At 62.3% G+C, this 19,117-nt stretch carries 21 protein-coding genes; 10 read left to right on the top strand and 11 right to left on the bottom strand.

From position 1 onward, the window contains the following. Nucleotides 1-118 precede the first annotated feature (118 nt). Together ACZ9GA_RS01985 and ACZ9GA_RS01980 are read left to right on the top strand one after the other, a co-directional pair. Nucleotides 119-331 carry a cold-shock protein gene (locus tag ACZ9GA_RS01985; protein ID WP_045196397.1) on the top strand — a complete coding sequence of 71 codons (213 nt, stop codon included), beginning with the start codon at nucleotides 119-121 and terminating at the stop codon, nucleotides 329-331. Nucleotides 332-422: 91 nt separating this feature from the next. Further along, nucleotides 423-908, top strand: coding sequence for an RDD family protein (locus tag ACZ9GA_RS01980; protein WP_457357487.1), 486 nt, complete (start codon nucleotides 423-425; stop codon nucleotides 906-908). 118 nt (nucleotides 909-1,026) lie between these two features. On the opposite strand, the gene lptG is transcribed toward ACZ9GA_RS01980, so the two are convergent. Next, nucleotides 1,027-2,088 carry an LPS export ABC transporter permease LptG gene (lptG, locus tag ACZ9GA_RS01975; protein WP_457357489.1) on the bottom strand — a complete coding sequence of 354 codons (1,062 nt, stop codon included), beginning with the start codon at nucleotides 2,086-2,088 and terminating at the stop codon, nucleotides 1,027-1,029. After that, the gene (gene lptF, locus ACZ9GA_RS01970; RefSeq protein ID WP_457357490.1) at nucleotides 2,081-3,193 is read right to left on the bottom strand and encodes an LPS export ABC transporter permease LptF; all 1,113 of its coding nucleotides are present in this window, start codon (nucleotides 3,191-3,193) and stop codon (nucleotides 2,081-2,083) included. Before lptF ends, lptG begins: the two co-directional genes overlap by 8 nt. 291 nt (nucleotides 3,194-3,484) lie before the next feature. Here lptF and ACZ9GA_RS01965 point away from each other — a divergent pair, with 291 nt between their 5' ends. The 5 genes from ACZ9GA_RS01965 (at nucleotide 3,485) to rlmF (ending at nucleotide 10,039) form a co-directional block, all read left to right on the top strand. Continuing rightward, nucleotides 3,485-4,975, top strand: a complete 1,491-nt coding sequence (locus ACZ9GA_RS01965; protein WP_457357492.1) for a leucyl aminopeptidase — start codon at nucleotides 3,485-3,487, stop codon at nucleotides 4,973-4,975. A gap of 128 nt (nucleotides 4,976-5,103) precedes the next feature. Further along, on the top strand, nucleotides 5,104-5,532 hold the full coding sequence (locus tag ACZ9GA_RS01960; protein WP_457357494.1) for a DNA polymerase III subunit chi: 429 nt from the start codon (nucleotides 5,104-5,106) through the stop codon (nucleotides 5,530-5,532). Between the two features lie 7 nt (nucleotides 5,533-5,539). After that, nucleotides 5,540-5,917: a DNA polymerase III subunit chi gene (locus tag ACZ9GA_RS01955; RefSeq protein WP_457357496.1), complete on the top strand. Its 378-nt coding sequence runs from the start codon at nucleotides 5,540-5,542 to the stop codon at nucleotides 5,915-5,917. A 208-nt stretch (nucleotides 5,918-6,125) separates the two neighbouring features. Then, nucleotides 6,126-8,972, top strand: a complete 2,847-nt coding sequence (locus tag ACZ9GA_RS01950; protein ID WP_457357498.1) for a valine--tRNA ligase — start codon at nucleotides 6,126-6,128, stop codon at nucleotides 8,970-8,972. Nucleotides 8,973-9,094: 122 nt separating this feature from the next. Beyond that, entirely contained in the window at nucleotides 9,095-10,039 is a 945-nt protein-coding gene (gene rlmF, locus ACZ9GA_RS01945; protein WP_457357500.1) for a 23S rRNA (adenine(1618)-N(6))-methyltransferase RlmF, read from the top strand. A 160-nt stretch (nucleotides 10,040-10,199) separates the two neighbouring features. Here rlmF and ACZ9GA_RS01940 read toward each other — a convergent pair whose 3' ends face one another. Then, complete coding sequence (locus ACZ9GA_RS01940; protein ID WP_008371316.1) at nucleotides 10,200-10,481, bottom strand: HU family DNA-binding protein; 282 nt, start codon at nucleotides 10,479-10,481, stop codon at nucleotides 10,200-10,202. A 410-nt stretch (nucleotides 10,482-10,891) separates the two neighbouring features. Here ACZ9GA_RS01940 and yejK point away from each other — a divergent pair, with 410 nt between their 5' ends. Beyond that, nucleotides 10,892-11,899: a nucleoid-associated protein YejK gene (gene yejK, locus ACZ9GA_RS01935; RefSeq protein WP_457357502.1), complete on the top strand. Its 1,008-nt coding sequence runs from the start codon at nucleotides 10,892-10,894 to the stop codon at nucleotides 11,897-11,899. A gap of 4 nt (nucleotides 11,900-11,903) precedes the next feature. Beyond that, nucleotides 11,904-12,260 (top strand): glutaredoxin family protein, encoded by a 357-nt coding sequence (locus ACZ9GA_RS01930; RefSeq protein ID WP_457357504.1) that lies wholly within the window; start codon nucleotides 11,904-11,906, stop codon nucleotides 12,258-12,260. Nucleotides 12,261-12,350: 90 nt separating this feature from the next. On the opposite strand, the gene ACZ9GA_RS01925 is transcribed toward ACZ9GA_RS01930, so the two are convergent. Together ACZ9GA_RS01925 and ACZ9GA_RS01920 are read right to left on the bottom strand one after the other, a co-directional pair. Next, nucleotides 12,351-13,286, bottom strand: coding sequence for a glutathione S-transferase family protein (locus ACZ9GA_RS01925; RefSeq protein WP_457357506.1), 936 nt, complete (start codon nucleotides 13,284-13,286; stop codon nucleotides 12,351-12,353). A gap of 64 nt (nucleotides 13,287-13,350) precedes the next feature. After that, on the bottom strand, nucleotides 13,351-13,662 hold the full coding sequence (locus tag ACZ9GA_RS01920; protein WP_457357508.1) for a GIY-YIG nuclease family protein: 312 nt from the start codon (nucleotides 13,660-13,662) through the stop codon (nucleotides 13,351-13,353). Between the two features lie 202 nt (nucleotides 13,663-13,864). Between ACZ9GA_RS01920 and ACZ9GA_RS01915 the strand changes: the two genes are divergently transcribed. Continuing rightward, nucleotides 13,865-14,770 (top strand): hypothetical protein, encoded by a 906-nt coding sequence (locus ACZ9GA_RS01915; RefSeq protein ID WP_457357510.1) that lies wholly within the window; start codon nucleotides 13,865-13,867, stop codon nucleotides 14,768-14,770. Here the strand turns inward: ACZ9GA_RS01915 and ACZ9GA_RS01910 are convergent, their stop codons facing one another. The 6 genes from ACZ9GA_RS01910 to ACZ9GA_RS01885 all read right to left on the bottom strand — a co-directional run bounded on the left by ACZ9GA_RS01910 (nucleotide 14,771) and on the right by ACZ9GA_RS01885 (nucleotide 19,110). After that, nucleotides 14,771-15,241 carry a nuclear transport factor 2 family protein gene (locus tag ACZ9GA_RS01910; protein ID WP_457357512.1) on the bottom strand — a complete coding sequence of 157 codons (471 nt, stop codon included), beginning with the start codon at nucleotides 15,239-15,241 and terminating at the stop codon, nucleotides 14,771-14,773. 127 nt (nucleotides 15,242-15,368) lie between these two features. Then, nucleotides 15,369-15,908, bottom strand: coding sequence for a hypothetical protein (locus ACZ9GA_RS01905; protein WP_457357514.1), 540 nt, complete (start codon nucleotides 15,906-15,908; stop codon nucleotides 15,369-15,371). A gap of 98 nt (nucleotides 15,909-16,006) precedes the next feature. Continuing rightward, nucleotides 16,007-16,282, bottom strand: coding sequence for a hypothetical protein (locus tag ACZ9GA_RS01900; protein ID WP_457357516.1), 276 nt, complete (start codon nucleotides 16,280-16,282; stop codon nucleotides 16,007-16,009). A 307-nt stretch (nucleotides 16,283-16,589) separates the two neighbouring features. Beyond that, nucleotides 16,590-17,816 carry a CynX/NimT family MFS transporter gene (locus ACZ9GA_RS01895; RefSeq protein ID WP_027979036.1) on the bottom strand — a complete coding sequence of 409 codons (1,227 nt, stop codon included), beginning with the start codon at nucleotides 17,814-17,816 and terminating at the stop codon, nucleotides 16,590-16,592. A 16-nt stretch (nucleotides 17,817-17,832) separates the two neighbouring features. Beyond that, nucleotides 17,833-18,489, bottom strand: coding sequence for a FadR/GntR family transcriptional regulator (locus ACZ9GA_RS01890; protein ID WP_457357518.1), 657 nt, complete (start codon nucleotides 18,487-18,489; stop codon nucleotides 17,833-17,835). 252 nt (nucleotides 18,490-18,741) lie between these two features. Then, complete coding sequence (locus ACZ9GA_RS01885) at nucleotides 18,742-19,110, bottom strand: hypothetical protein (RefSeq protein WP_457357520.1); 369 nt, start codon at nucleotides 19,108-19,110, stop codon at nucleotides 18,742-18,744. Between the last annotated feature and the right edge of the window lie 7 nt (nucleotides 19,111-19,117).

Below are 19,117 nucleotides of genomic sequence, written 5' to 3'. Positions count from 1 at the left end.
CAGTAGCTCTGAGTATTGCTACAACCCGTTCGACGGCTCTTACTTTCCTGCAACCAGCCCAGTATCTCTTTCACCTGAAAGAAGCTGTCACCAATTCAAGTTCCAAGGAAATAAGAAAATGTCTACACGTCAGAGCGGTACCGTCAAGTGGTTTAACGACGAGAAAGGTTTTGGTTTTATCACTCCAGAAAGCGGTCCGGATCTGTTCGTGCACTTCCGCGCTATTCAGGGCAACGGCTTCAAGAGCCTGAAAGAAGGCCAAAAAGTGACTTTCATCGCCGTTCAAGGCCAGAAAGGCATGCAAGCTGACGAAGTTCAAGCCGAAGGCTGATTCGTCTCGTTGCTGAAAAAAGCCCCTGCCGGGAACGCCAGGGGCTTTTTTGTGCCCGGGATTTGATCGCACCCCTCATGGAGAGCCAAGGATGACCCGACGACTGACCCCGCAAGGTGACTTCGCCCCCGCCCCGTTCGGCCGCCGCATGGCCGCCGTGCTGTATGACTTCCTGCTGTGCATTGCGCTGCTGATGGTGACCACGCTGGTCTACAAGCTGATCATGATGGCGTTCATCGGCGAGGCACGCCTGCGTGCCTTGTCGGAATCCGGCTCGCTGGATGGCGATCCCTTCCTGTCGACATTGCTGTTCTGCGCCCTGTTCGCCTTCTTCGCCAAGTTCTGGATGCACGCCGGGCAGACCCTGGGCATGCAGGTGTGGGGCGTGCGCGTGCAGAACCCTGATGGCACCGCGCTGACGATCTGGCAGGCGCTGCTGCGCTTCATCGTCGCCATCGGTTCGTGGCTGTGCTTCGGCGCGGGGTTCTGGTGGGCATTGATCGACAAGCAGAAGCGTGGCTGGCATGACATCTATTCGGGGACGCAGCTGGTGCATATCCCCAAGCGCAAGGCATAACCGTAGCCGCTGCCGAAGGCTGCGCTGGCCCTGTGCCCCACTGGAAATATCAGGGGTTCACTCAGGCCAGCGCAGCCTGGCGGCAGCGGCTACAAGGCGGTTTTCTATCGCTGAAGTATCAGCCCGCGCGGCGCAGCAACCACCACCCCACCACCGCACAGAACAGCGACGGAAGCACCACCGCCAGCAGCGGCGGGAAGCCGAACACCAGGCTGGAGGGGCCCAGCAGGTCCTGAACGATGCGGAAGGTAAAGCCCACCAGCACACCGGTGAACACACGCTGGCCCAGGGTGACCGAACGCAGCGGCCCGAAGATGAACGAGATCGCCATCAGCACCAGCGCCGCCGTCACCAGCGGTTGCAGGATCTTGGTCCAGAACGCCAGCCAATAGGTGGAGTTGCGCAGCCCCTGGTCCGACAGGTAGTGGATGTAGCTCCACAGGCCAGTGATGGACAGCGACTCCGGCGCCATGATCACGGTGCTGAGCAGCTGCGGCGTCACGGTCACGTCCCACTCTTCGGATGGGCTGTTGATCACTTCGGTACGGTCGCCATGGAACACGGTGGTGGCCACGTCGGTCAGGTTCCAGTGGCCATCGCCGTACTGGGCCTTCTTGGCGAAGCTGGCGGTCTTGATATGGCGCTGGTCATCGAAGGTGTAGCGCGTCACGCCATACAACAGGCCAGCGGGCTGCACCGTGTTGATGTGGATGAACTGCTCGCCTTCGCGATGCCACAGGCCGTGGCGACCACTTTGCGCGTCACCGATGCCCTGGGCCAGGGAACGGTCGGCCTGGGCCTTGGCTTCGGTGACGGGCGCCACGTACTCGCCCACCAGCAGGCCACACACCATCAGCACCAGCATGGGCTTCATCACCGCCCAGACAATGCGCGACACCGACACGCCGGCGGCGCGCATGATGGTCAGTTCGCTGTTGCTGGCCAGGGTACCCAGGCCGATCAGGCAGCCGATCAGGGCCGCCATGGGCAGCATGTCGTACAGGCGGCGCGGCGCGGTCAGCAGCACGAACCAAGCGACGTCGACCAGCCCGTAGGTAGGGCTGATGTCGCTCATTTCGTCGATGAAGGCAAATAGCGTGGCCAGGCCGAGGATGACGCCCAGCACGGCCAGGATCGCCATCAGCACACTGCTGCCGATGTAGCGGTCGAGTTTAACCACGGGCCACCTCCAGCGAACGGCGGCTGGCCATCTTCAAGCGCAACGGCTCCCAATACATCAGCCCCAGGCCAATGGCCAGGAACAGACCGTGCACCCACCACAGCCCCAGGGAGGAGTGGATCTTGCCTTTCTCCATGGCGCCACGCGCCGAGATCAGAATAGTCAGGTACGCCATGTACAGAAGAATCGCCGGCAGCAGTTTGAGGAAGCGCCCCTGGCGCGGGTTGACCCGCGACAGCGGAACGGCCATCAGGGTCACGATGAACACCAGCAAAGGCAGCGACAGGCGCCATTGCAGTTCGGCAGGATCATTGGCCTCGCCGGAGAACAGCTTGCTGCTGGGGATAGCATCGCGGTCAGTGACTTCTTCACTGACCTCGGGCTTGGGCAGCATCACGCCGTAGGTTTCGTACTGGATGGCGCGGTAGTCGGCCTGGCCGGGGATACCGTCGTAGCGGTAGCCGTTGTTCAGGATCAGGTAACGGCTGCCGTCGGGGCGGCGCTCCTGGCGGCCCTTCTCGCCCAGCAACAGGGTGATGCCACGGTCCTTGGCGTCCTGGCCCAGGCGCTTCTGCGAGATGAACACGCCGCCCAGGTTGATGCGGTCGTCACTCATGCTCTCGGTGTAGGTCACCCGGCTTTCGTCGCGCAGGGCCTGGAAGCGGCCTGGCTCCAGGGTGTCGAACTCGGTCATGGCGTCCTGCTGGTTGAGCACCTGGGAGAACTGCTGCGCACCCAGGGGCGCCAGGCTCAGGCTCAGCCAGGCCACAATCAGCGCGACCAGCGCGGCGGGGGCCATGGTGATGGCCAGCAGGCGCTGCTGGCTCATGCCGGTGGCAGCCAGCACGGTCATCTCGCTTTCCAGGTACAGGCGGCCGTAGGCCAGCAGGATACCCAAGAACAGGCCCAACGGCAGGATCAGCTGCAGGAAGCCCGGCAGGCGATAGCCCATGATGAGGAACAGCACGCCCGGGTCCAGGGCGCCCGAGGCGGCCTGGGCCAGGTACTTGACGAAGCGCCCGCTCATGATGATCACCAGCAGTACCGCACTGACGGCACTGAGGGTGAGCATGACTTCGCGGGACAGATAACGGAAGACGATCAAACCGGACACTCCAGGGTTGTCAGGCTCAGACGGCCGAACAAGGGATACATAGCTGACACTTCTACGGGTGGGCTCGCTCAACGCGAACCGCAAAAAAGTTGGCGCATTATCCTGTGATTGGGCCTGCCTGTCACTTCGCGTGCACACACAGTTACGCAAAGCCTGCGCGAAGGGTTGTCAGGCCCGGCCGGCAAGGGTCAAACTGGGACCTTTGGCCTGGCCGTGCCAGGCTGCTTCAAGGCGCACCCGACAGGGGCTGCGCACTTCGACAGTTCATTAGGGGACCCGGAAATGGAATTGGTTGTAAAAAGCGTCAGCGCTGAAAGCCTGAAGACCGCGACCCTGGTCGTCGCCGTGGGCGAAGGCCGCAAGCTGGGTACCGTGGGCAAGAAAGTCGACGAACTGAGCGGCGGCGCCCTGGCCACCATCCTCAAGCGCGGCGACCTGACCGGCAAACCGGGCCAGACCCTGCTGCTGCAGAGCCTGCCGGGCCTGAAAGCCGAGCGCGTGCTGCTGGTAGGCACCGGCGCCGACGAACTGCTGGGCGACCGCGCCTGGCGCAAACTGGGCGCCGCGGTGCTGGGCGCGCTGAAGGGCCTGGGCGGCAGCGACGCGGTGCTGGCCCTGGACGAACTGGGCGTGAAAGGCCGTGATGCCTACGCCAAGGCCCGCCTGCTGGCCGAAACCCTGCAGGACGGCGAATACGTCTTCGACCGCTTCAAGAGCAAGAAGGCCGAGCCTCGCGCCCTGAAGAAAATCACCCTGCTGACCGACAAGGCCAGCCAGGCCGATGTCGAGCGCGCCGTGACCCACGCCAGCGCCATCGCCACCGGCATGAGCTTCACCCGCGACCTGGGCAACCTGCCGCCCAACGTCTGCCACCCAAGCTACCTGGCCGAGCAGGCCAAGGAACTGGGCAAGGAACACAAGAACCTCAAGGTCGAGATCCACGACGAGAAGAAACTCAAGGAACTGGGCATGGGCGCCTTCCTGGCCGTGGCCCAGGGCAGTGACCAGCCACCTCGCCTGATCGTGCTCAACTACCAGGGCGGCAAGAAGTCCGAAAAACCGCACGTGCTGGTGGGCAAGGGCATCACCTTCGACACCGGCGGCATCAGCATCAAGCCAGCCGCCGGCATGGACGAGATGAAGTACGACATGTGCGGCGCCGCCAGCGTGTTCGGCACCCTGCGTGCCGTGCTGGAACTCAGGCTGCCGATCAACCTGGTGTGCGTGCTGGCTTGCGCCGAGAACATGCCAAGCGGCAAGGCCACGCGCCCGGGCGACATCGTCAGCACCATGAGCGGCCAGACCGTTGAAATCCTCAACACCGACGCCGAAGGCCGCCTGGTGCTGTGTGACGCCCTGACCTACGTTGAACGCTTCAAGCCGGCCTCGGTGATCGACATCGCCACCCTGACCGGCGCCTGCGTCGTCGCCCTGGGCGGCCACACCACGGGCCTGATGAGCAACAACGACGAGCTGGTCGAGCAACTGCTGGAAGCCGGCAAGCAAGCCGATGACCGCGCCTGGCAACTGCCGCTGTTCGAGGAATACCAGGAACAACTGGATTCGCCGTTCGCTGACATCGCCAACATCGGCGGCCCGAAAGGCGGCGCCATCACCGCTGGCTGCTTCCTGTCGCGCTTCACCAAGAGCTACGCCTGGGCGCACCTGGACATCGCTGGCACCGCCTGGGTCAGCGGCGGCAAGGACAAGGGCGCCACTGGCCGCCCAGTGCCCCTGCTGACCCAGTACCTGCTGGACCGCGCTGGCGTGTGATGTAATACCCGTAGCCGCTGCCGCCAGGCTGCGCTGGCCTGACGTACGCTGGAGATCTCCAGTGCATTGCAGGGCCAGCGCAGCCTGCGGCAGCGGCTACAGGCCTGCGTACTACTGACTGGCGAACCATGACCAAAGTCGACTTCTACATTCTGCCCAGCCCGCTGCCCGCAGCGCGGCTGGACTTCGCCTGCAAGCTGGTGGAAAAGGCCTGGCGCCTGGGCCACCGGGTGTACCTGCACTGCAGCGACGCCGAGCAGCGCGAGCAACTCGACGCCCGCCTGTGGGCGTTCAAGGGCGAAAGCTTCGTGCCCCATAGCCTGGCTGAACAAGACCCGGACGCCGTCATCGCCCTGGGCCTTGCCGACGCACCCGCCAGCCACCAGGACCTGCTGGTCAACCTGGACCTGAAAGTGCCTGCCTTCGTCGGCCGCTTCGCCCGCGTGGCCGAAGTGGTGGTCGAAGACCCTGCAATTCGTCAGGCCGCACGGGAGAGTTTCCGTTTCTACCGTGAACAGGGCTATCCTCTGCAAGATCACCGCTTACAGCGACTCTGAGCCAACGATGGACACTGCGAACAATTTGCCCAAGTCCGCGCACCTGCTGGACGACCTCGAGTCGATCCGCAAGCTGCTCGGCGACGATACCCTGCAACCGCCGCTGTTGACCGATACCGTGGTCAGCGCCGAACAGATCCCGCTGCTCTTCGACCAGCTCGAAGCCCAGCAAAAGGCCGAGGCCCAGGCCGCGCCTGAGCCTGCCCCGCCGCCACCGCCCACCCCGGCCCAGAACCGCCAGGACACCCTGTTGCATCTGGACGCCGAACTGCGCGCCGCTGCCCAACTGATCATGCAAGACGTGATCGACGATTTCGCCCCGCACATCGAGACCGAAATCAAGCGCCGCCTGGAAGCGCGCATGGAACGGCTGCTCAACCCGTGAGCCCTGACTTACTCTGATTTTCTCTGTGGGAGCGGGCTCTGCCCGCGAAAGGCACACCGCGTAATGCCTGAATGCTCGCGGCGCCCTTTTCGCGGGCAGAGCCCGCTCCCACAGGGGGGACTGCGAGGATAGCGCCTACCGATCCCGGCCCATCCCCGTTATACTAATCGGCTTTCCTGAATAAATGCCTATTAGGGTCCCGCCGAGCATGGATAAGACCTACCAGCCGCACGCCATTGAAACTTCCTGGTACCAGACCTGGGAGTCCGAGAACTATTTCGCTCCGCAAGGCGCGGGCGACTCGTACACCATCATGATCCCGCCGCCGAACGTCACCGGCAGCCTGCACATGGGCCATGGTTTCAACAACGCGATCATGGACGCCCTGATCCGTTTCCGCCGCATGCAGGGCCGCAACACCCTGTGGCAGCCAGGTACCGACCACGCCGGTATCGCCACCCAGATGCTGGTAGAGCGCCAACTCGAAGCCCAGGGCCAGAACCGCCATGACCTGGGCCGCGAGAAGTTCCTGGAAAAAGTCTGGGAGTGGAAGGATCAGTCGGGCGGCAACATCAGCCGCCAGATCCGCCGCCTGGGCTCGTCCGTGGACTGGACCCGCGAGCGCTTCACCATGGACGACGGCCTGTCGGAGTCGGTCAAGGAAGCCTTCGTGCGCCTGCACGAGGACGGCCTGATTTACCGCGGCAAGCGCCTGGTCAACTGGGACACCAAGCTGCACACGGCCATTTCCGATCTGGAAGTGGAGAACCACGACGAGAAAGGCTCGCTGTGGAACCTGCGCTACCCGCTGGCCGACGGCGCCAAGACCGCCGAAGGCCTGGATTACCTGATCGTGGCCACCACGCGTCCGGAAACCATGCTGGGCGACGCCGCCGTTGCCGTGAACCCGAATGATCCGCGCTACCAGGCCCTGATCGGCCAGTTCGTCGAGCTGCCGCTGGTCGGCCGCCGCATCCCGATCATCGCCGACGACTACTGCGACCCTGAATTCGGCACCGGCTGCGTGAAAATCACCCCGGCTCACGATTTCAACGACTACGAAGTCGGCAAGCGCCACAACCTGCCGCTGCTGAACATCTTCGACAAGAACGCCAACGTGCTGCCGGCTGCCCAGGTGTTCAACCTGGACGGCACGCTGAACGACAGCGTCGACGGTTCGCTGCCTGCCGAGTACGCCGGCCTGGATCGTTTCGAAGCGCGCAAGCAAATCGTTGCCGCCTTCGACGCCGCAGGCCTGCTGGTCAGCGTCGACGACCACGCGTTGAAAGTGCCGAAGGGCGACCGCTCGGGCACCATCATCGAGCCGTGGCTGACCGACCAGTGGTACGTGTCGACCAAGCCGCTGGCCGAGCCTGCGATTGCCGCCGTGGAAGACGGCCGCATCCAGTTCGTGCCCAAGCAGTACGAGAACATGTACTTCTCGTGGATGCGTGACATCCAGGACTGGTGCATCAGCCGTCAGCTGTGGTGGGGCCACCGCATCCCGGCCTGGTACGACGAGTCGGGCAAGGTCTACGTAGGCCGCAGCGAAGAAGAAGTGCGCGCCAAGCACGGCCTGGGCGCCGACGTGGTCCTGAACCAGGACAACGACGTGCTGGACACCTGGTTCAGCTCGGGCCTGTGGACCTTCTCCACCCTGGGCTGGCCGGAACAGACCGAGTTCCTGAAGAAATTCCACTCCACCGACGTGCTGGTCACCGGTTTCGACATCATTTTCTTCTGGGTTGCCCGGATGATCATGCTGACCATGCACCTGGTCAAAGACCCGGACGGCACCCCGCAGGTACCGTTCAAGACCGTCTACGTGCACGGCCTGGTACGTGATGGCCAGGGCCAGAAGATGTCCAAGTCCAAGGGCAACGTCCTGGACCCGCTGGACATCATCGACGGCATCGAGCTGGAAGCCCTGGTGCAGAAACGCACCAACGGCCTGATGCAGCCAAAACTGGCGAAGAAGATCGAGAAGCAGACCCGCGACGAGTTCGCCGACGGCATCGCCAGCTACGGCACCGACGCCCTGCGCTTCACCTTCTGCTCGCTGGCCTCCACCGGCCGCGACATCAAGTTCGACATGGGTCGCGTGGAAGGCTATCGCAACTTCTGCAACAAGATCTGGAACGCTACCCGCTACGTGCTGGACAAGGGCGAAGACTGCGGCCAGAACGGCGAGGCCTTCGAGCTGTCCCTGGCGGACCGCTGGATCATCTCGCAGCTGCAGCGCACCGAAGCCGAAGTGACCCGCCAGCTGGACCAGTTCCGCTTCGACCTGGCCGCCCAGGCCCTGTACGAGTTCATCTGGAACCAGTACTGCGACTGGTACCTGGAGCTGTCCAAGCCTGTGCTGTGGGACGAGAACGCCCCGGTCGAGCGTCAGCGCGGCACCCGTCGCACCCTGGTGCGCGTACTGGAAGTGGCCATGCGCCTGGCGCACCCGTTCATGCCGTTCATCACCGAAGAAATCTGGCAGCGCCTGGCGCCGCTGGTGGGCGCGGAAGGCAAGACCATCATGCTGCAACCTTGGCCAGTGGCCAATGAAGCACGCATCGACGAGGCGGCCGAGAACGACATCGAGTGGCTCAAAGGCCTGATGCTGGGCGTGCGCAACATCCGTGGCGAAATGAACATCGGCCCGGGCAAGCCCCTGGCGCTGTTCCTGAAAAACGCCAGCGCCGAAGACAAGCGTCGCCTGGTGGAGAACGAAGCCCTGCTGAAGAAGCTGGCCAAGCTCGAATCCATCACTGTGCTGGAAGCCGGCGCCGAAGCCCCGTTGAGCGCTACCGCGCTGGTCGGCGAGCTGGAAGTGCTGGTGCCGATGGCCGGCCTGATCGACAAGGACGCCGAACTGGCGCGCCTGGACAAGGAAATCCAGCGCCTGCAAGGCGAAGTGGCACGCGTGGGCGGCAAGCTGTCCAACGCAGCCTTCGTCGACAAGGCGCCGCCTGCCGTGATCGACAAGGAACGCGCCAAAATGGCCGAGGCCGAGCAAGCCCTGAGCAAGCTGGCCGAGCAGCACGCGCGCATCGCCAGCCTGTAAATCCTCCGGCGGCCTCTTCGCGGGCAGAGCCCGCTCCCACAAGGTTTTGTGAACACAGGACCCCATGTGGGAGCGGGCTCTGCCCGCGAAGGGGCCCGTACGGACAACGGAAATATCCCCTCATGTCCGCCCCCAGCAAACCCACCTTCCACCCCCGCAACCGCCATCAAGGCCGTTACGACTTCCCACAACTGATCAAGAGCAGCCCCGAGCTGGGCCAGTACGTGATCCTCAACCCTTACGGGAAGGAAAGCATCGACTTCGCCAACCCGGCGGCGGTCAAGGTGTTCAACCGTGCCCTGCTCAAGGCGTTGTACGGAATCCAGCACTGGACCATTCCGGAGGGCTACTTGTGCCCGCCCATCCCCGGGCGCGCCGACTACATCCACGCCATCGCCGACCTGCTGGCTGAAACCAACGGTGGCGAGATCCCCCGTGGCAGCTCGGTGCGTGCGCTGGACATCGGCACAGGTGCTAACTGCATCTACCCGCTGCTGGGCCACAGCGACTACCGCTGGCACTTCACCGGCTCGGACATCGACAGCGTGGCCCTGGCCTCGGCCAAGGCCATTGTGCAGGCCAACAAGCTCGACAAGGGCATCAGCCTGCGTCAGCAGGCAAACCCCAGGCACATCCTCACAGGCCTGCTGAAGGCCGATGAGCGCTTCGACCTGACCCTGTGCAACCCGCCCTTCCACGCCTCCCTGGAAGAGGCCACCCGTGGCAGCCAACGCAAATGGCGCGCCCTGGGCAAGGCCGACCCCAAGCGCAAGCTGCCGGTGCTCAATTTCGGTGGGCAAAGCAATGAGTTGTGGTGCGAGGGGGGCGAGATTCGCTTCGTGACCCAGCTGATCAATGAAAGCGTGGGGGTGGGCCAGCAGGTGCTGTGGTTCAGTACCCTGGTGTCCAAGGCCTCGAACCTGCCGCCGATCCAGGTAGCGCTGAAGAAGGCGGGGGCCGTGCAGGTGCGCGTGGTCGAGATGGGCCAGGGGCAGAAGCAGAGCCGCTTTGTGGCCTGGACCTTCCAGACCGAGGCGCAGCAGCAGGCCTGGTACCTAAAAAGCTGACGCTGTAGCCGCTGCCGCCAGGCTGCGCTGGCCCGGTGTCTCACTTGAGATTTTCAGGGTTCACGCCGGCCAGCGCAGCCTCGCGGCAGCGGCTACAAGGCACAAAAAAAGCCGTGACCGGGTTGCCCCGGTCACGGCTTTTTCACGACTGGTTACAAAATTACTTGTTAACCGAATCAGTCAGCACTTTGGCTGGAACAAACTTGACGACTTTCTTGGCAGCGATTTCGATCGGCGCGCCAGTCGAAGGGTTACGGCCGGTGCGAGCTGGACGCTCGGTGATTTTCAGCTTGCCAATGCCTGGCAGGGTGATTTCGCTGCCATTTTCCAGCTGGTCGGCAACGATCTGGCCCAGTTGCTCGAGAGCATTGCGCGCGGTGGTTTTTGGCGCGTCGATGGCTTCAGCGATGTCGGCGATCAGTTGGTCTTTGGTCAATGCCATGGTGGTGTTCCTTCCCTATCAAATTCAGTTGGATTGCAGAGTGCAACATCAGTCAAAAACGCCGTAACCCCTCGGGGCCGGCAATCGGTCTACAGCCACGCCAATCGCGAATGTAGATGCACAAATCGGTATTTGGTTCGACCTGACGGCAGCTATCTGCGGGCGATGCGCCCTTGTGGAGCGCAAGACCGGGCAAAACTAGCACACAGAAACAGAAATATCCGCCACTACCTGGCCATTTGTTCAGGTTTATCGCAGGTTTGGTTGAAAAATAGACAAAAGTCTCTAATTCAACCCCTGAAACAGTGCCGCCGGGCCGCCAAACCCCCAGTTGCGTTACACTTGCCGCCTTTGCGCCCGGCCGACACGCTGGCCCCGGCCCTCCCCCTTTCGACGCACCGAGAAGCCCCATGCCGATCCGTCACTGCATTGTCCACCTGATCGAAAAAAAGCCCGACGGTACCCCTGCGGTGCTGCACGCCCGTGATACCGAACTGAGTGAATCCCAGGCCATCGAAAACCTGCTGGCCGACCTCAACGACAGCTACAACGCCAAACAAGGCAAAGCATGGGGCTTCTTCCACCCTGAGTCAGGCGCCCACCCGTTCAGCGGCTGGCTGAAGCAGTACATGGACGCCGAACAGGACTTCACCGCTTTCAGCCGCGAGGCCGTCGAACATCTGCAAAAGCTGATGGAAGAATCCAACCTGTCCACCGGCGGCCACGTGCTGTTCGCCCACTACCAGCAAGGCATGACCGACTACCTGGCCATCGCCCTGCTGCACCACAGCGAAGGCGTGGCCGTAAACGCCGAGCTGGACGTGACCCCGTCGCGCCACCTGGACCTGGGCCAACTGCACCTGGCCGCGCGCATCAACATCTCCGAGTGGCAGAACAACAAGAACTCCAAGCAGTACATCTCGTTCATCAAGGGCAAGAACGGCAAAAAGGTGTCGGAGTATTTCCGCGACTTCATCGGCTGCCAGGAAGGTGTCGACGGCCCGGGTGAAACCCGTACCCTGCTCAAGGCCTTCAGCGACTTCGTGGAAAGCGAAGACCTGCCCGAGGAAGCCGCCCGCGAGAAGACCCAGGCGCTGGTGGAATACGCCACCACCCAGACCAAACACGGCGAACCGGTGGCCCTGGAAGAACTGTCCGGACTGATCGACGAAGACCGTCCACGCGCCTTCTACGACCACATCCGCAACAAGGACTACGGCCTGTCCCCCGAGATTCCGGCCGACAAGCGCACCCTCAATCAATTCCGCCGCTTCACCGGCCGCGCCGAGGGGCTATCGATCAGCTTCGAAGCGCACCTGCTGGGCTCCAAGATCGAGTATGACGAGGAAGCCGGCACCCTGATCATCAAGGGCCTGCCTACCCAGCTCACCGACCAGCTCAAGCGCCGCAAGGACTGATCGGGTGCTGAACAAGGCCCTCAAGCGGGTGCTGCCGATTTTGCTGGTGGTGGTGGTGTTCCAGCAGTGGCCCAAGATCCAAGCGTATTTCAGCCCCACCTCGCAGGTGTCGGAACAAGCCCGGGCAAGCGCCCGGGTGACGCTGTATGCGACTGACTGGTGCGGGTACTGCAAGGACTTCCGTCGCTTCCTGGATCGCCAGGGGGTGGCATATAAGGAGTTCGACATCGACAAGGATGCCGAGGCACGCAAGCGCTATGAGGCCTTGGGTGGACGGGGTATTCCCATGCTGGATGTCAACGGCGTGCAGCTACGCCAATACGACGAAAACCAAATCCTCCAGGCCTTGCAGCACCCGTAGCCGCTGCCGCAGGCTGCGCTGGCCCCGTGCCTCACTGAAATTCTCCAGCGCATATACGGGCCAGCGCAGCCTGGCGGCAGCGGCTACGGATCAGTGTCTCTGCAACTTGAAGCCCAGGCGCGGGAAGTGCACATGCACTACACCCGCCTGAGGGTCTTCGCGGCGCACGATCAGCTCCTCGACGCCGGCGTACACGAGCTCGCCCGCCACAGGATCAACGCCATAATCGATGGCCGACACCGTCACCGCATCCCCCGCCTTGAAACCATTAGGGTCGACAAACCCACCCACCGGCAACGCCGCCGGGGTGCTGTTGCGGGCCACCTCAAGCGCCTGCTCGGCAGTGAATTCACTGTACGCGCCATGCCCGAAGCCCAGCACGCGCCCCAACAACGCATGCACGGCCGGGTATTCATCCACCAGCGGTGAGGTCACCGGCGTGCCCTTGAGGAACCACATCGGGTGGGCGACGGCAAAGTCGGCAATCGACGGTTCGCCGAACAGGTAGTCGCCTTCTTCACGTTGCAACTGCTGCTCCAGCCGAGCCATGAACACCGGCCACTGATGCTTGGCCTGCTCAACTGGCAGGCGTGTGGCGCTGCCGCCACTGAACAACTGCGCACGGTCGGCGATGAACGCTTTGACGGCCTCCGGGGGCAAGCGCGCAAAACGCACCGCCACGGACTCGGGCTGGAACACCAGGCTGACGGCGTGCTGGAACAGCGTCGCGTCGGCCCAGGCGGCGAATGCCGCGACGGTCATTTCCTGGCCTTCGGGGAAGAACGCTGGCAACGCCTTTTCCTGGTCCAGGCGGCGAGCGATCAGGGACGTATCGCAATAGATGTCAGCGCCAACCTGCAGCACCGGGGTTTTGCGGTAGCCACCGGTCAGGGCCACCAGATCAGGCTTGGGCATCACCGGCGGAATCAGTACGGAGCGCCACGACAGGCCCTTGAACCCCAGCATCAGGCGGGTCTTTTCAGCGAACGGGGACGCGGGGTAGTGATGCAGGATCAGGTCGGTCATCTTCGGTTCCGCCAACAGGGGTAAACCCCAAGCTTAACCGCGCTATCGAGAGCGGCCTACCCGCTCAGGCTGATAGGGGCTCATCAACCGCATCAATCGGCACGTAGGAGGCCACCAGACGCTCCTTGGCGCTTTTGCGCAGGCGCTTGATCAGCCGCTCATGGCGCAGGGCTTCGCCCTTGTCGGGCCAGCATTCCACATACACCAGCGCCATGGCCGGGCTGGAACTGAAAAAACGTGCGCCCTTGCCGCTCTGGTGCTGGGCGAAACGGCGCTGGGGGTTATCGCTGATCCCGCAGTACAGCGAACCATTGGCGGCGCGCACCAGGTACACATACCAAGGCTTGGGGGATGACGGCAGAGTGGCTTCGATCACGCAGGCAAGACCGCTTTGTGGACGGGCGCATTCTACCTTTTTCTGACGGGGAACAGCCCCCTTTCTCACCGATCCTACGCCTGCCAAGACTGAAGACACGCGTGCTCATCGGTTTTTTGCCAAGGCCGCGCGGCCGTCGGGCGACATACCCTGACGGTCGAAAAAAATAACGTGGGTAGCCCAACCCCAAGAGGCTAACCCCATGAAAACCACCATCACCCTTTCACTGGCCTGCCTGCTGACAATGCCGCTGAGCAACCTCGCACTGGCCGATGTTGGCACTGACACCGCCAAGGCCATGACCGCTTACTACAACGACACCCGCCAGGCTTGCGGCGAGGCCCCCGCGTTCAAATGCAGCGGCATCATGCTGCGCGCCACCAAACCATCAGACAAGTACTTCACCTGGGACCACAGCCCCGGCACGCTGGAGAAGAATGCTGCGTCGTTTTCCTACCTGCGCGCTGATGCTCGTTTCGATCGCCTGGCCGAAAGCGGTCGCAGCGGCTACACCCTGTTCCCTGAGCACCATAAGCCGGCAGGCAGCCTTGATTACCATACCCTGTGCGCCTTCCCCACCGATGGCGACAGCTGGAAGCGCAGTAATGGCGGCTGCGGTGATAACCAACGCACCCCGGAGGTAAAGGAGCGGCTTTGCGACAAGGCAGGCATCCAGACGGCCGAACAATGGATTGATCACTACCGCGCTTCCAAAGACCCACTGGTGCTGGATCGCTGGGAGGGCAACCCGGATTATCGCTTCGCCAGCCAATGCAGCTTTGATGTGCGCGACCGACACGGCGCGGTCGCTGCCGACCGGTTCTATCAGAGCCTGCGGGTGATGCAGCTAATGAACGACCGGCCATTTCCCTGGAACGAAGTCATGATTCAGGCGTGGGACCAGAGCAAATTCCCCGATCTGCCTATCCAGTCGTTCTTCCACATCGAAGGCATGGGCGGCCTGGGCGATGCGCAGAAAGTGCAGAAGCAGTGGCACGACAAGACCGGGAAATTCATCCCCGTGATCGGCATCCGGCTACCGGCGGGCAGCCAACCTGCGCAGTTCACCTACCGTGCAGACCATCAGCACAAGGGCGTGCCCAACTGATCAGCGCCCCTGCTGAAACGCCCTGAGCCCCTTGAGCGCCTGCTGCCGGACCTTGCCCTTGAGCATCGGCGACCAGCCCAGCAGCAGACCAGGGGTGCCCAGGGCCTGGCGTGACCAGCGCCAGAAATCGAAGTGATCGTGGTGCTCGCAGATCTTGCCGTCACGGAACACGAAGCGGGCGTGAATATCGTTGACCACCGTGCGGCCGGTCTGGCTGAACAGATACGTGGCGACCCAATGCGCCGCCCCTGTGTTGTCGCTGGCATGTACATGGTCAAACGTCAGGGAAAAGTCCTTGGCCCTGGCCGCCAGCATGCGCCACATGTCGCCAGCGTCCTTACCTCGCAAAGTACCGAACGCCGGGTCGCTGAACACCACATCGTCGGTATAACTGGCCGCCATGGCCTCGGCGTCCAGGCGCTGGAAAGCCAGATAGAAACGGGTGATCAGGGCTGCGTTGGCTTCGCTCATGGGCAAGACTCTTGTTGGGATGGCTGCATCCTAACAGGTGTAGCCGCTGCCGCGAGGGTGAGCTGGCCTTTTGCCTCACTGGCAAAGCTTCAGTGGGTATAAGGGCCAGCGCAATTGGCGGCAGTGGCTACGGTTGGTTTTGGGTGCCAGGCTTACCGTCGAGTGTGTATGTGACGGGCCCCGGCGTCCCCTCCCACCTGATAGAAAAACCTTCGTTAGTCCATTGTACGGAAGAGAAGTCACTATCCTGACCTTCGTCGCCCGTACTCTGACTCGAAAGCGCAATTGAATGAAGGCAACTGCTGACCAGCACATCCTTGCGCATCACCAAGCCCGTTCCGTCTATGCGGTACACCTTAAGCCGTATTTCACGGCCAGCACCGCAATAGCCGGAAGGGTTACTTGGGTTTGACGCGTTGGATAGAAACACTGAAATGTAACGCTGATCGCCGACCGGGTGCTTTCTCGGGTCAAGGAAAACGCCATCCACATTGTCTGGCAGTGCAAGGGAATATGTACTGCCGTCCGACATCTTTAATTGGATTACCCCGGTTTCTTTTGACTGCAGGCTAGTGTCGTCTGCGGCTATAGCTGTACCCGCAAGAGCTACAAGCACAAAAGACATAATGCCTGACCAGATGTTATTGATCGCTAACGTGGTCGGCATAGCAGACTCCGTTATAGCTCCACGCATGCTCATCTGACTGCCCTCTTGTTCCCCTGCTGTAAGTAGCCTTATCTCGCTCGCGTAACTGAGACTCGGTTTTACCGACGTTCTGAGGCTTGTTCATCGCCCAGCCGATCACGCTCCCTCAGGCCGCTGGCCTTTGCCTCCCACTCAATTGCCCAAGACCAAGTGTACTCGCCAACGAAACTGGCTTCGAATTCAAAGATGATCTCGGGCATCAACGCTTCAGTCGTGATCTGGAATACGTCGGCTTCGGCTGGAGAGACCCAGGTCAGCGATGGCTTGGAAGAGGTCACCAGAGTGACGGAGTGATGGTTCGCTTGGGTTGAGCCTGCGTTGTTGACTTGTTGCACCACGCTACCCTCTTGTCATGGTCGCTGCCGGTCAGCGGCAGGAATCAGAAGAGGAACTCTGGCAGAAGACTGCAAATCACGAATATAGGAAATTTCCGAGTAACCAGACGGGAAATGCCACCACGGCAACGAAGCGCCGACCCACTGGATGTTTTCAGTGAATCTCAAGGCCAGCGCAGCCTCGAGGCAGCGTCTACAGCGGCGTCGCCTGCATCGCGGCCAAGGCCGGCTCCTACCACGAACGGGGTAGGAGCCGACTTTAGTCGCGAAGCAGTCGACGACGTTTCAAGACCATTGCTGCCAAAGATCAAACCTTCTCGCTGCGGACCTGCACATGCAACGCCCGACCAGCCCCCATGCCGGCGATGATCGCCAGGCCGCCGATGACCGCAAAGATCCAACCCACCGCACTCCAGCCACCGGTCCAATCGTGCACCAGGCCCACGGCCAGCGGCCCCATGGACGCCAAGGTGTAACCCACGCCCTGGGCCATGCTCGACAGGTTGGCGGCCACGTGCGCATCGCTGGCGCGCAGCACGATCAGGGTCAGCGCCACGGCGAACATGGCGCCCTGCCCCAGCCCCAGCACCACGGCCCAGAACCACAGGCCGCCCAGCGGGGCGTACAGGCAACCGAACAGGCCCGCCAGGGTCAGGCCCATGACGGTGACGATGGCGATACGCTGATCCTTGCCGCGCGTGGCCAGCCACGGTGCGATCAACGAGCTGCCCAGCTGGATGATGATCGAGAACGACATCACCAGCCCCGCCTCGGCAGCGCCCAGGCCACGGCCGATCAGCATCGACGGCAACCAGCCGAACACGATGTAGGCCAGCGACGATTGCAGGCCCATGAACAGTGTCACCTGCCAGGCCAGGCGATCGCGGAACAGACCGCGCACGCGATACGCTGCATGGTGGGCACCGTGCTTCTGGAGGGTCTGGGGCAGCCAGAACAATGCCGCCAGCACAGCCGGTGCTACCCAGAACCCCAAGCCCATGCTCCAGCGGTTGCCGAACACTTCGGCCAGAGGCACGCTGGCGCCGGCCGCCAGGGCCGCGCCCAGGCACAGCGCCATGGTGTACACACCGGTCATGGTGCCGGCGTTTTTCGGGAAGTCGCGCTTGACGATGCCCGGCAGCAACACGCCGATGATGCCGATGCTGGCGCCCGAGACAACGCTGCCGGCAAACAGCCCGACCACCCCGAACTGGCTGCGCAAAGCGATGCCGGCGGCCAGCAGCAACAGGATGCCCAGCACTACCCGTTCGGCACCGAAACGACGCGACAGCAGCGGCGCCAGGGGCGCGAACAGGCCCAGGCACAGCACCGGCAGGGTGGTCAGCAGCCCCGCCGTCGACCCGCTCAGGCCCAGGCTTTCAGACACCTGCCCCAACAATGGCGCCATGCTCGACAACGCCGGGCGCAGGTTGAGTGCCACCAGCACCAGGCCCAGCAGCAACAGCCAGGGCTTGGGCAAGCTTGCCGGTTGGTCGGTTGAGGCGCTCAGCGTCTCGGTGGTTGGCGTGGACATAAGGCAGTTTCCTCGATCATAGATCCGGCCCGTCGATCAGCTCGCGGCAGATCGACATGGCGCGTTGCGGGTCGCTTGCTTCGATGGCAGCCAGCAGCTCGCCATGCAAGTCGAATACGTGGGGGTTGCGCGGGGTGTGGTTGAGCGAATGCAGAATCGCCCCGCCGACGACGCTGGAAAAGAACCGGTACAGCTGGCTCAGGGTGGGGTTGTGCGCGGCATCCACCAACAGCCGGTGGAACACCAGGTCGCAAGCGATGTAACCATCCAGGTCAGTGTGGTAATGCGCACCGCTGTGCTTGAGCGCTTCGCGCAGTGCCGCCAAATCCTCCTCGGTACGCCGCTGCGCCGCCAGGCCAATAGCCTCCACCTCAATGATGCGCCGGGTTTCGCGCGCCTGTTCGATTGAGCAGTTGGACAGCACCTTGAGCGTATCGAACGGATCGACACTGCCGCGCAGGTAACTGCCATCGCCTTGGCGAATCTCGATCATGCCGCTGAACGCCAGCACGCGCATGGCCTCGCGCACGGTGTTGCGGCTGATGCCCAGCTCCAGGGCCAGCTCGGGCTCGGTGGGCAGGCGTTGGCCCACAGTCCAGTGACCGCGGGTGATGCGGTCGCGCAATTGGTCCAGGGCTTGATCGACCAGAGAGCGTTTGATCAGGGTGGACATCGTCCAATCATCCGATGAATTTCAATGAGGAATTAGGGTATGGAATGAGACTGGGGTTGGCAAGATAAATTGCTAGCCATTCGTCGTACAGGCTGCCTGCCATGGCTGTCCCTTATCTCCACGGGGCAACCACTGTCCAAAACGCCCTAGGCTCTGTACGAAATGCATCCCAGCTCGCCCATGCTGCGTTGAAAACAGGCTCGCTGTCGTGTTGGCGAGATCATTTAAAAACTCATTAAAACACGCTGAGACCTAACCGCTCCCGCCCATGCGCCAGCGGTGAAGTAATTTTTTACTCAGAACAAAAACTGCTGCAAAGTGCAAAAAAGCCGGGACTGCAAAAAGCATTCGCCCCTCGCAAACGCTAGAAGCCCATACCCACAAGTTCAAGCTTCCAAACAGCAAGAGTGGTGCGGAAAAAACCAAAGACACCCAACCGCGCCGAAACCTATATGAAAGCCACTCACCGAGCAAATGAATCGCGCACACTACAGCTGACACAACCAATGCCGCAACCCAAAAAAAGAACAACGAAGGGGCATCAGACCAAACAGCAGAGTAAAAACCCGGAATATATATCAAAGACACCCAAGCAACGCTTACAAAAAACACCTCAAGCATCTTAATC

Source organism: Pseudomonas sp. TE3644 (assembly GCF_056278815.1).
Note: the sequence above shows the minus strand (reverse complement) of the source record. Positions and strands in the feature narration are given on the sequence as shown.

What these genes read in the sequence shown, in the direction of transcription:
- ACZ9GA_RS01950 (WP_457357498.1), top strand. Translation starts at nt 6,126, where the DNA reads ATGGATAAGACCTACCAGCCGCACGCCATTGAAACTTCCTGGTACCAG.
- ACZ9GA_RS01925 (WP_457357506.1), bottom strand. Translation starts at nt 13,286, where the DNA reads ATGACCGACCTGATCCTGCATCACTACCCCGCGTCCCCGTTCGCTGAA.
- ACZ9GA_RS01960 (WP_457357494.1), top strand. Translation starts at nt 5,104, where the DNA reads ATGACCAAAGTCGACTTCTACATTCTGCCCAGCCCGCTGCCCGCAGCG.
- ACZ9GA_RS01965 (WP_457357492.1), top strand. Translation starts at nt 3,485, where the DNA reads ATGGAATTGGTTGTAAAAAGCGTCAGCGCTGAAAGCCTGAAGACCGCG.
- ACZ9GA_RS01955 (WP_457357496.1), top strand. Translation starts at nt 5,540, where the DNA reads ATGGACACTGCGAACAATTTGCCCAAGTCCGCGCACCTGCTGGACGAC.
- ACZ9GA_RS01885 (WP_457357520.1), bottom strand. Translation starts at nt 19,110, where the DNA reads ATGCTTGAGGTGTTTTTTGTAAGCGTTGCTTGGGTGTCTTTGATATAT.
- ACZ9GA_RS01905 (WP_457357514.1), bottom strand. Translation starts at nt 15,908, where the DNA reads ATGCCGACCACGTTAGCGATCAATAACATCTGGTCAGGCATTATGTCT.
- rlmF (WP_457357500.1), top strand. Translation starts at nt 9,095, where the DNA reads ATGTCCGCCCCCAGCAAACCCACCTTCCACCCCCGCAACCGCCATCAA.
- ACZ9GA_RS01985 (WP_045196397.1), top strand. Translation starts at nt 119, where the DNA reads ATGTCTACACGTCAGAGCGGTACCGTCAAGTGGTTTAACGACGAGAAA.
- ACZ9GA_RS01980 (WP_457357487.1), top strand. Translation starts at nt 423, where the DNA reads ATGACCCGACGACTGACCCCGCAAGGTGACTTCGCCCCCGCCCCGTTC.
- yejK (WP_457357502.1), top strand. Translation starts at nt 10,892, where the DNA reads ATGCCGATCCGTCACTGCATTGTCCACCTGATCGAAAAAAAGCCCGAC.
- ACZ9GA_RS01910 (WP_457357512.1), bottom strand. Translation starts at nt 15,241, where the DNA reads ATGAGCGAAGCCAACGCAGCCCTGATCACCCGTTTCTATCTGGCTTTC.
- ACZ9GA_RS01940 (WP_008371316.1), bottom strand. Translation starts at nt 10,481, where the DNA reads ATGGCATTGACCAAAGACCAACTGATCGCCGACATCGCTGAAGCCATC.
- ACZ9GA_RS01915 (WP_457357510.1), top strand. Translation starts at nt 13,865, where the DNA reads ATGAAAACCACCATCACCCTTTCACTGGCCTGCCTGCTGACAATGCCG.
- ACZ9GA_RS01895 (WP_027979036.1), bottom strand. Translation starts at nt 17,816, where the DNA reads ATGTCCACGCCAACCACCGAGACGCTGAGCGCCTCAACCGACCAACCG.
- ACZ9GA_RS01890 (WP_457357518.1), bottom strand. Translation starts at nt 18,489, where the DNA reads ATGTCCACCCTGATCAAACGCTCTCTGGTCGATCAAGCCCTGGACCAA.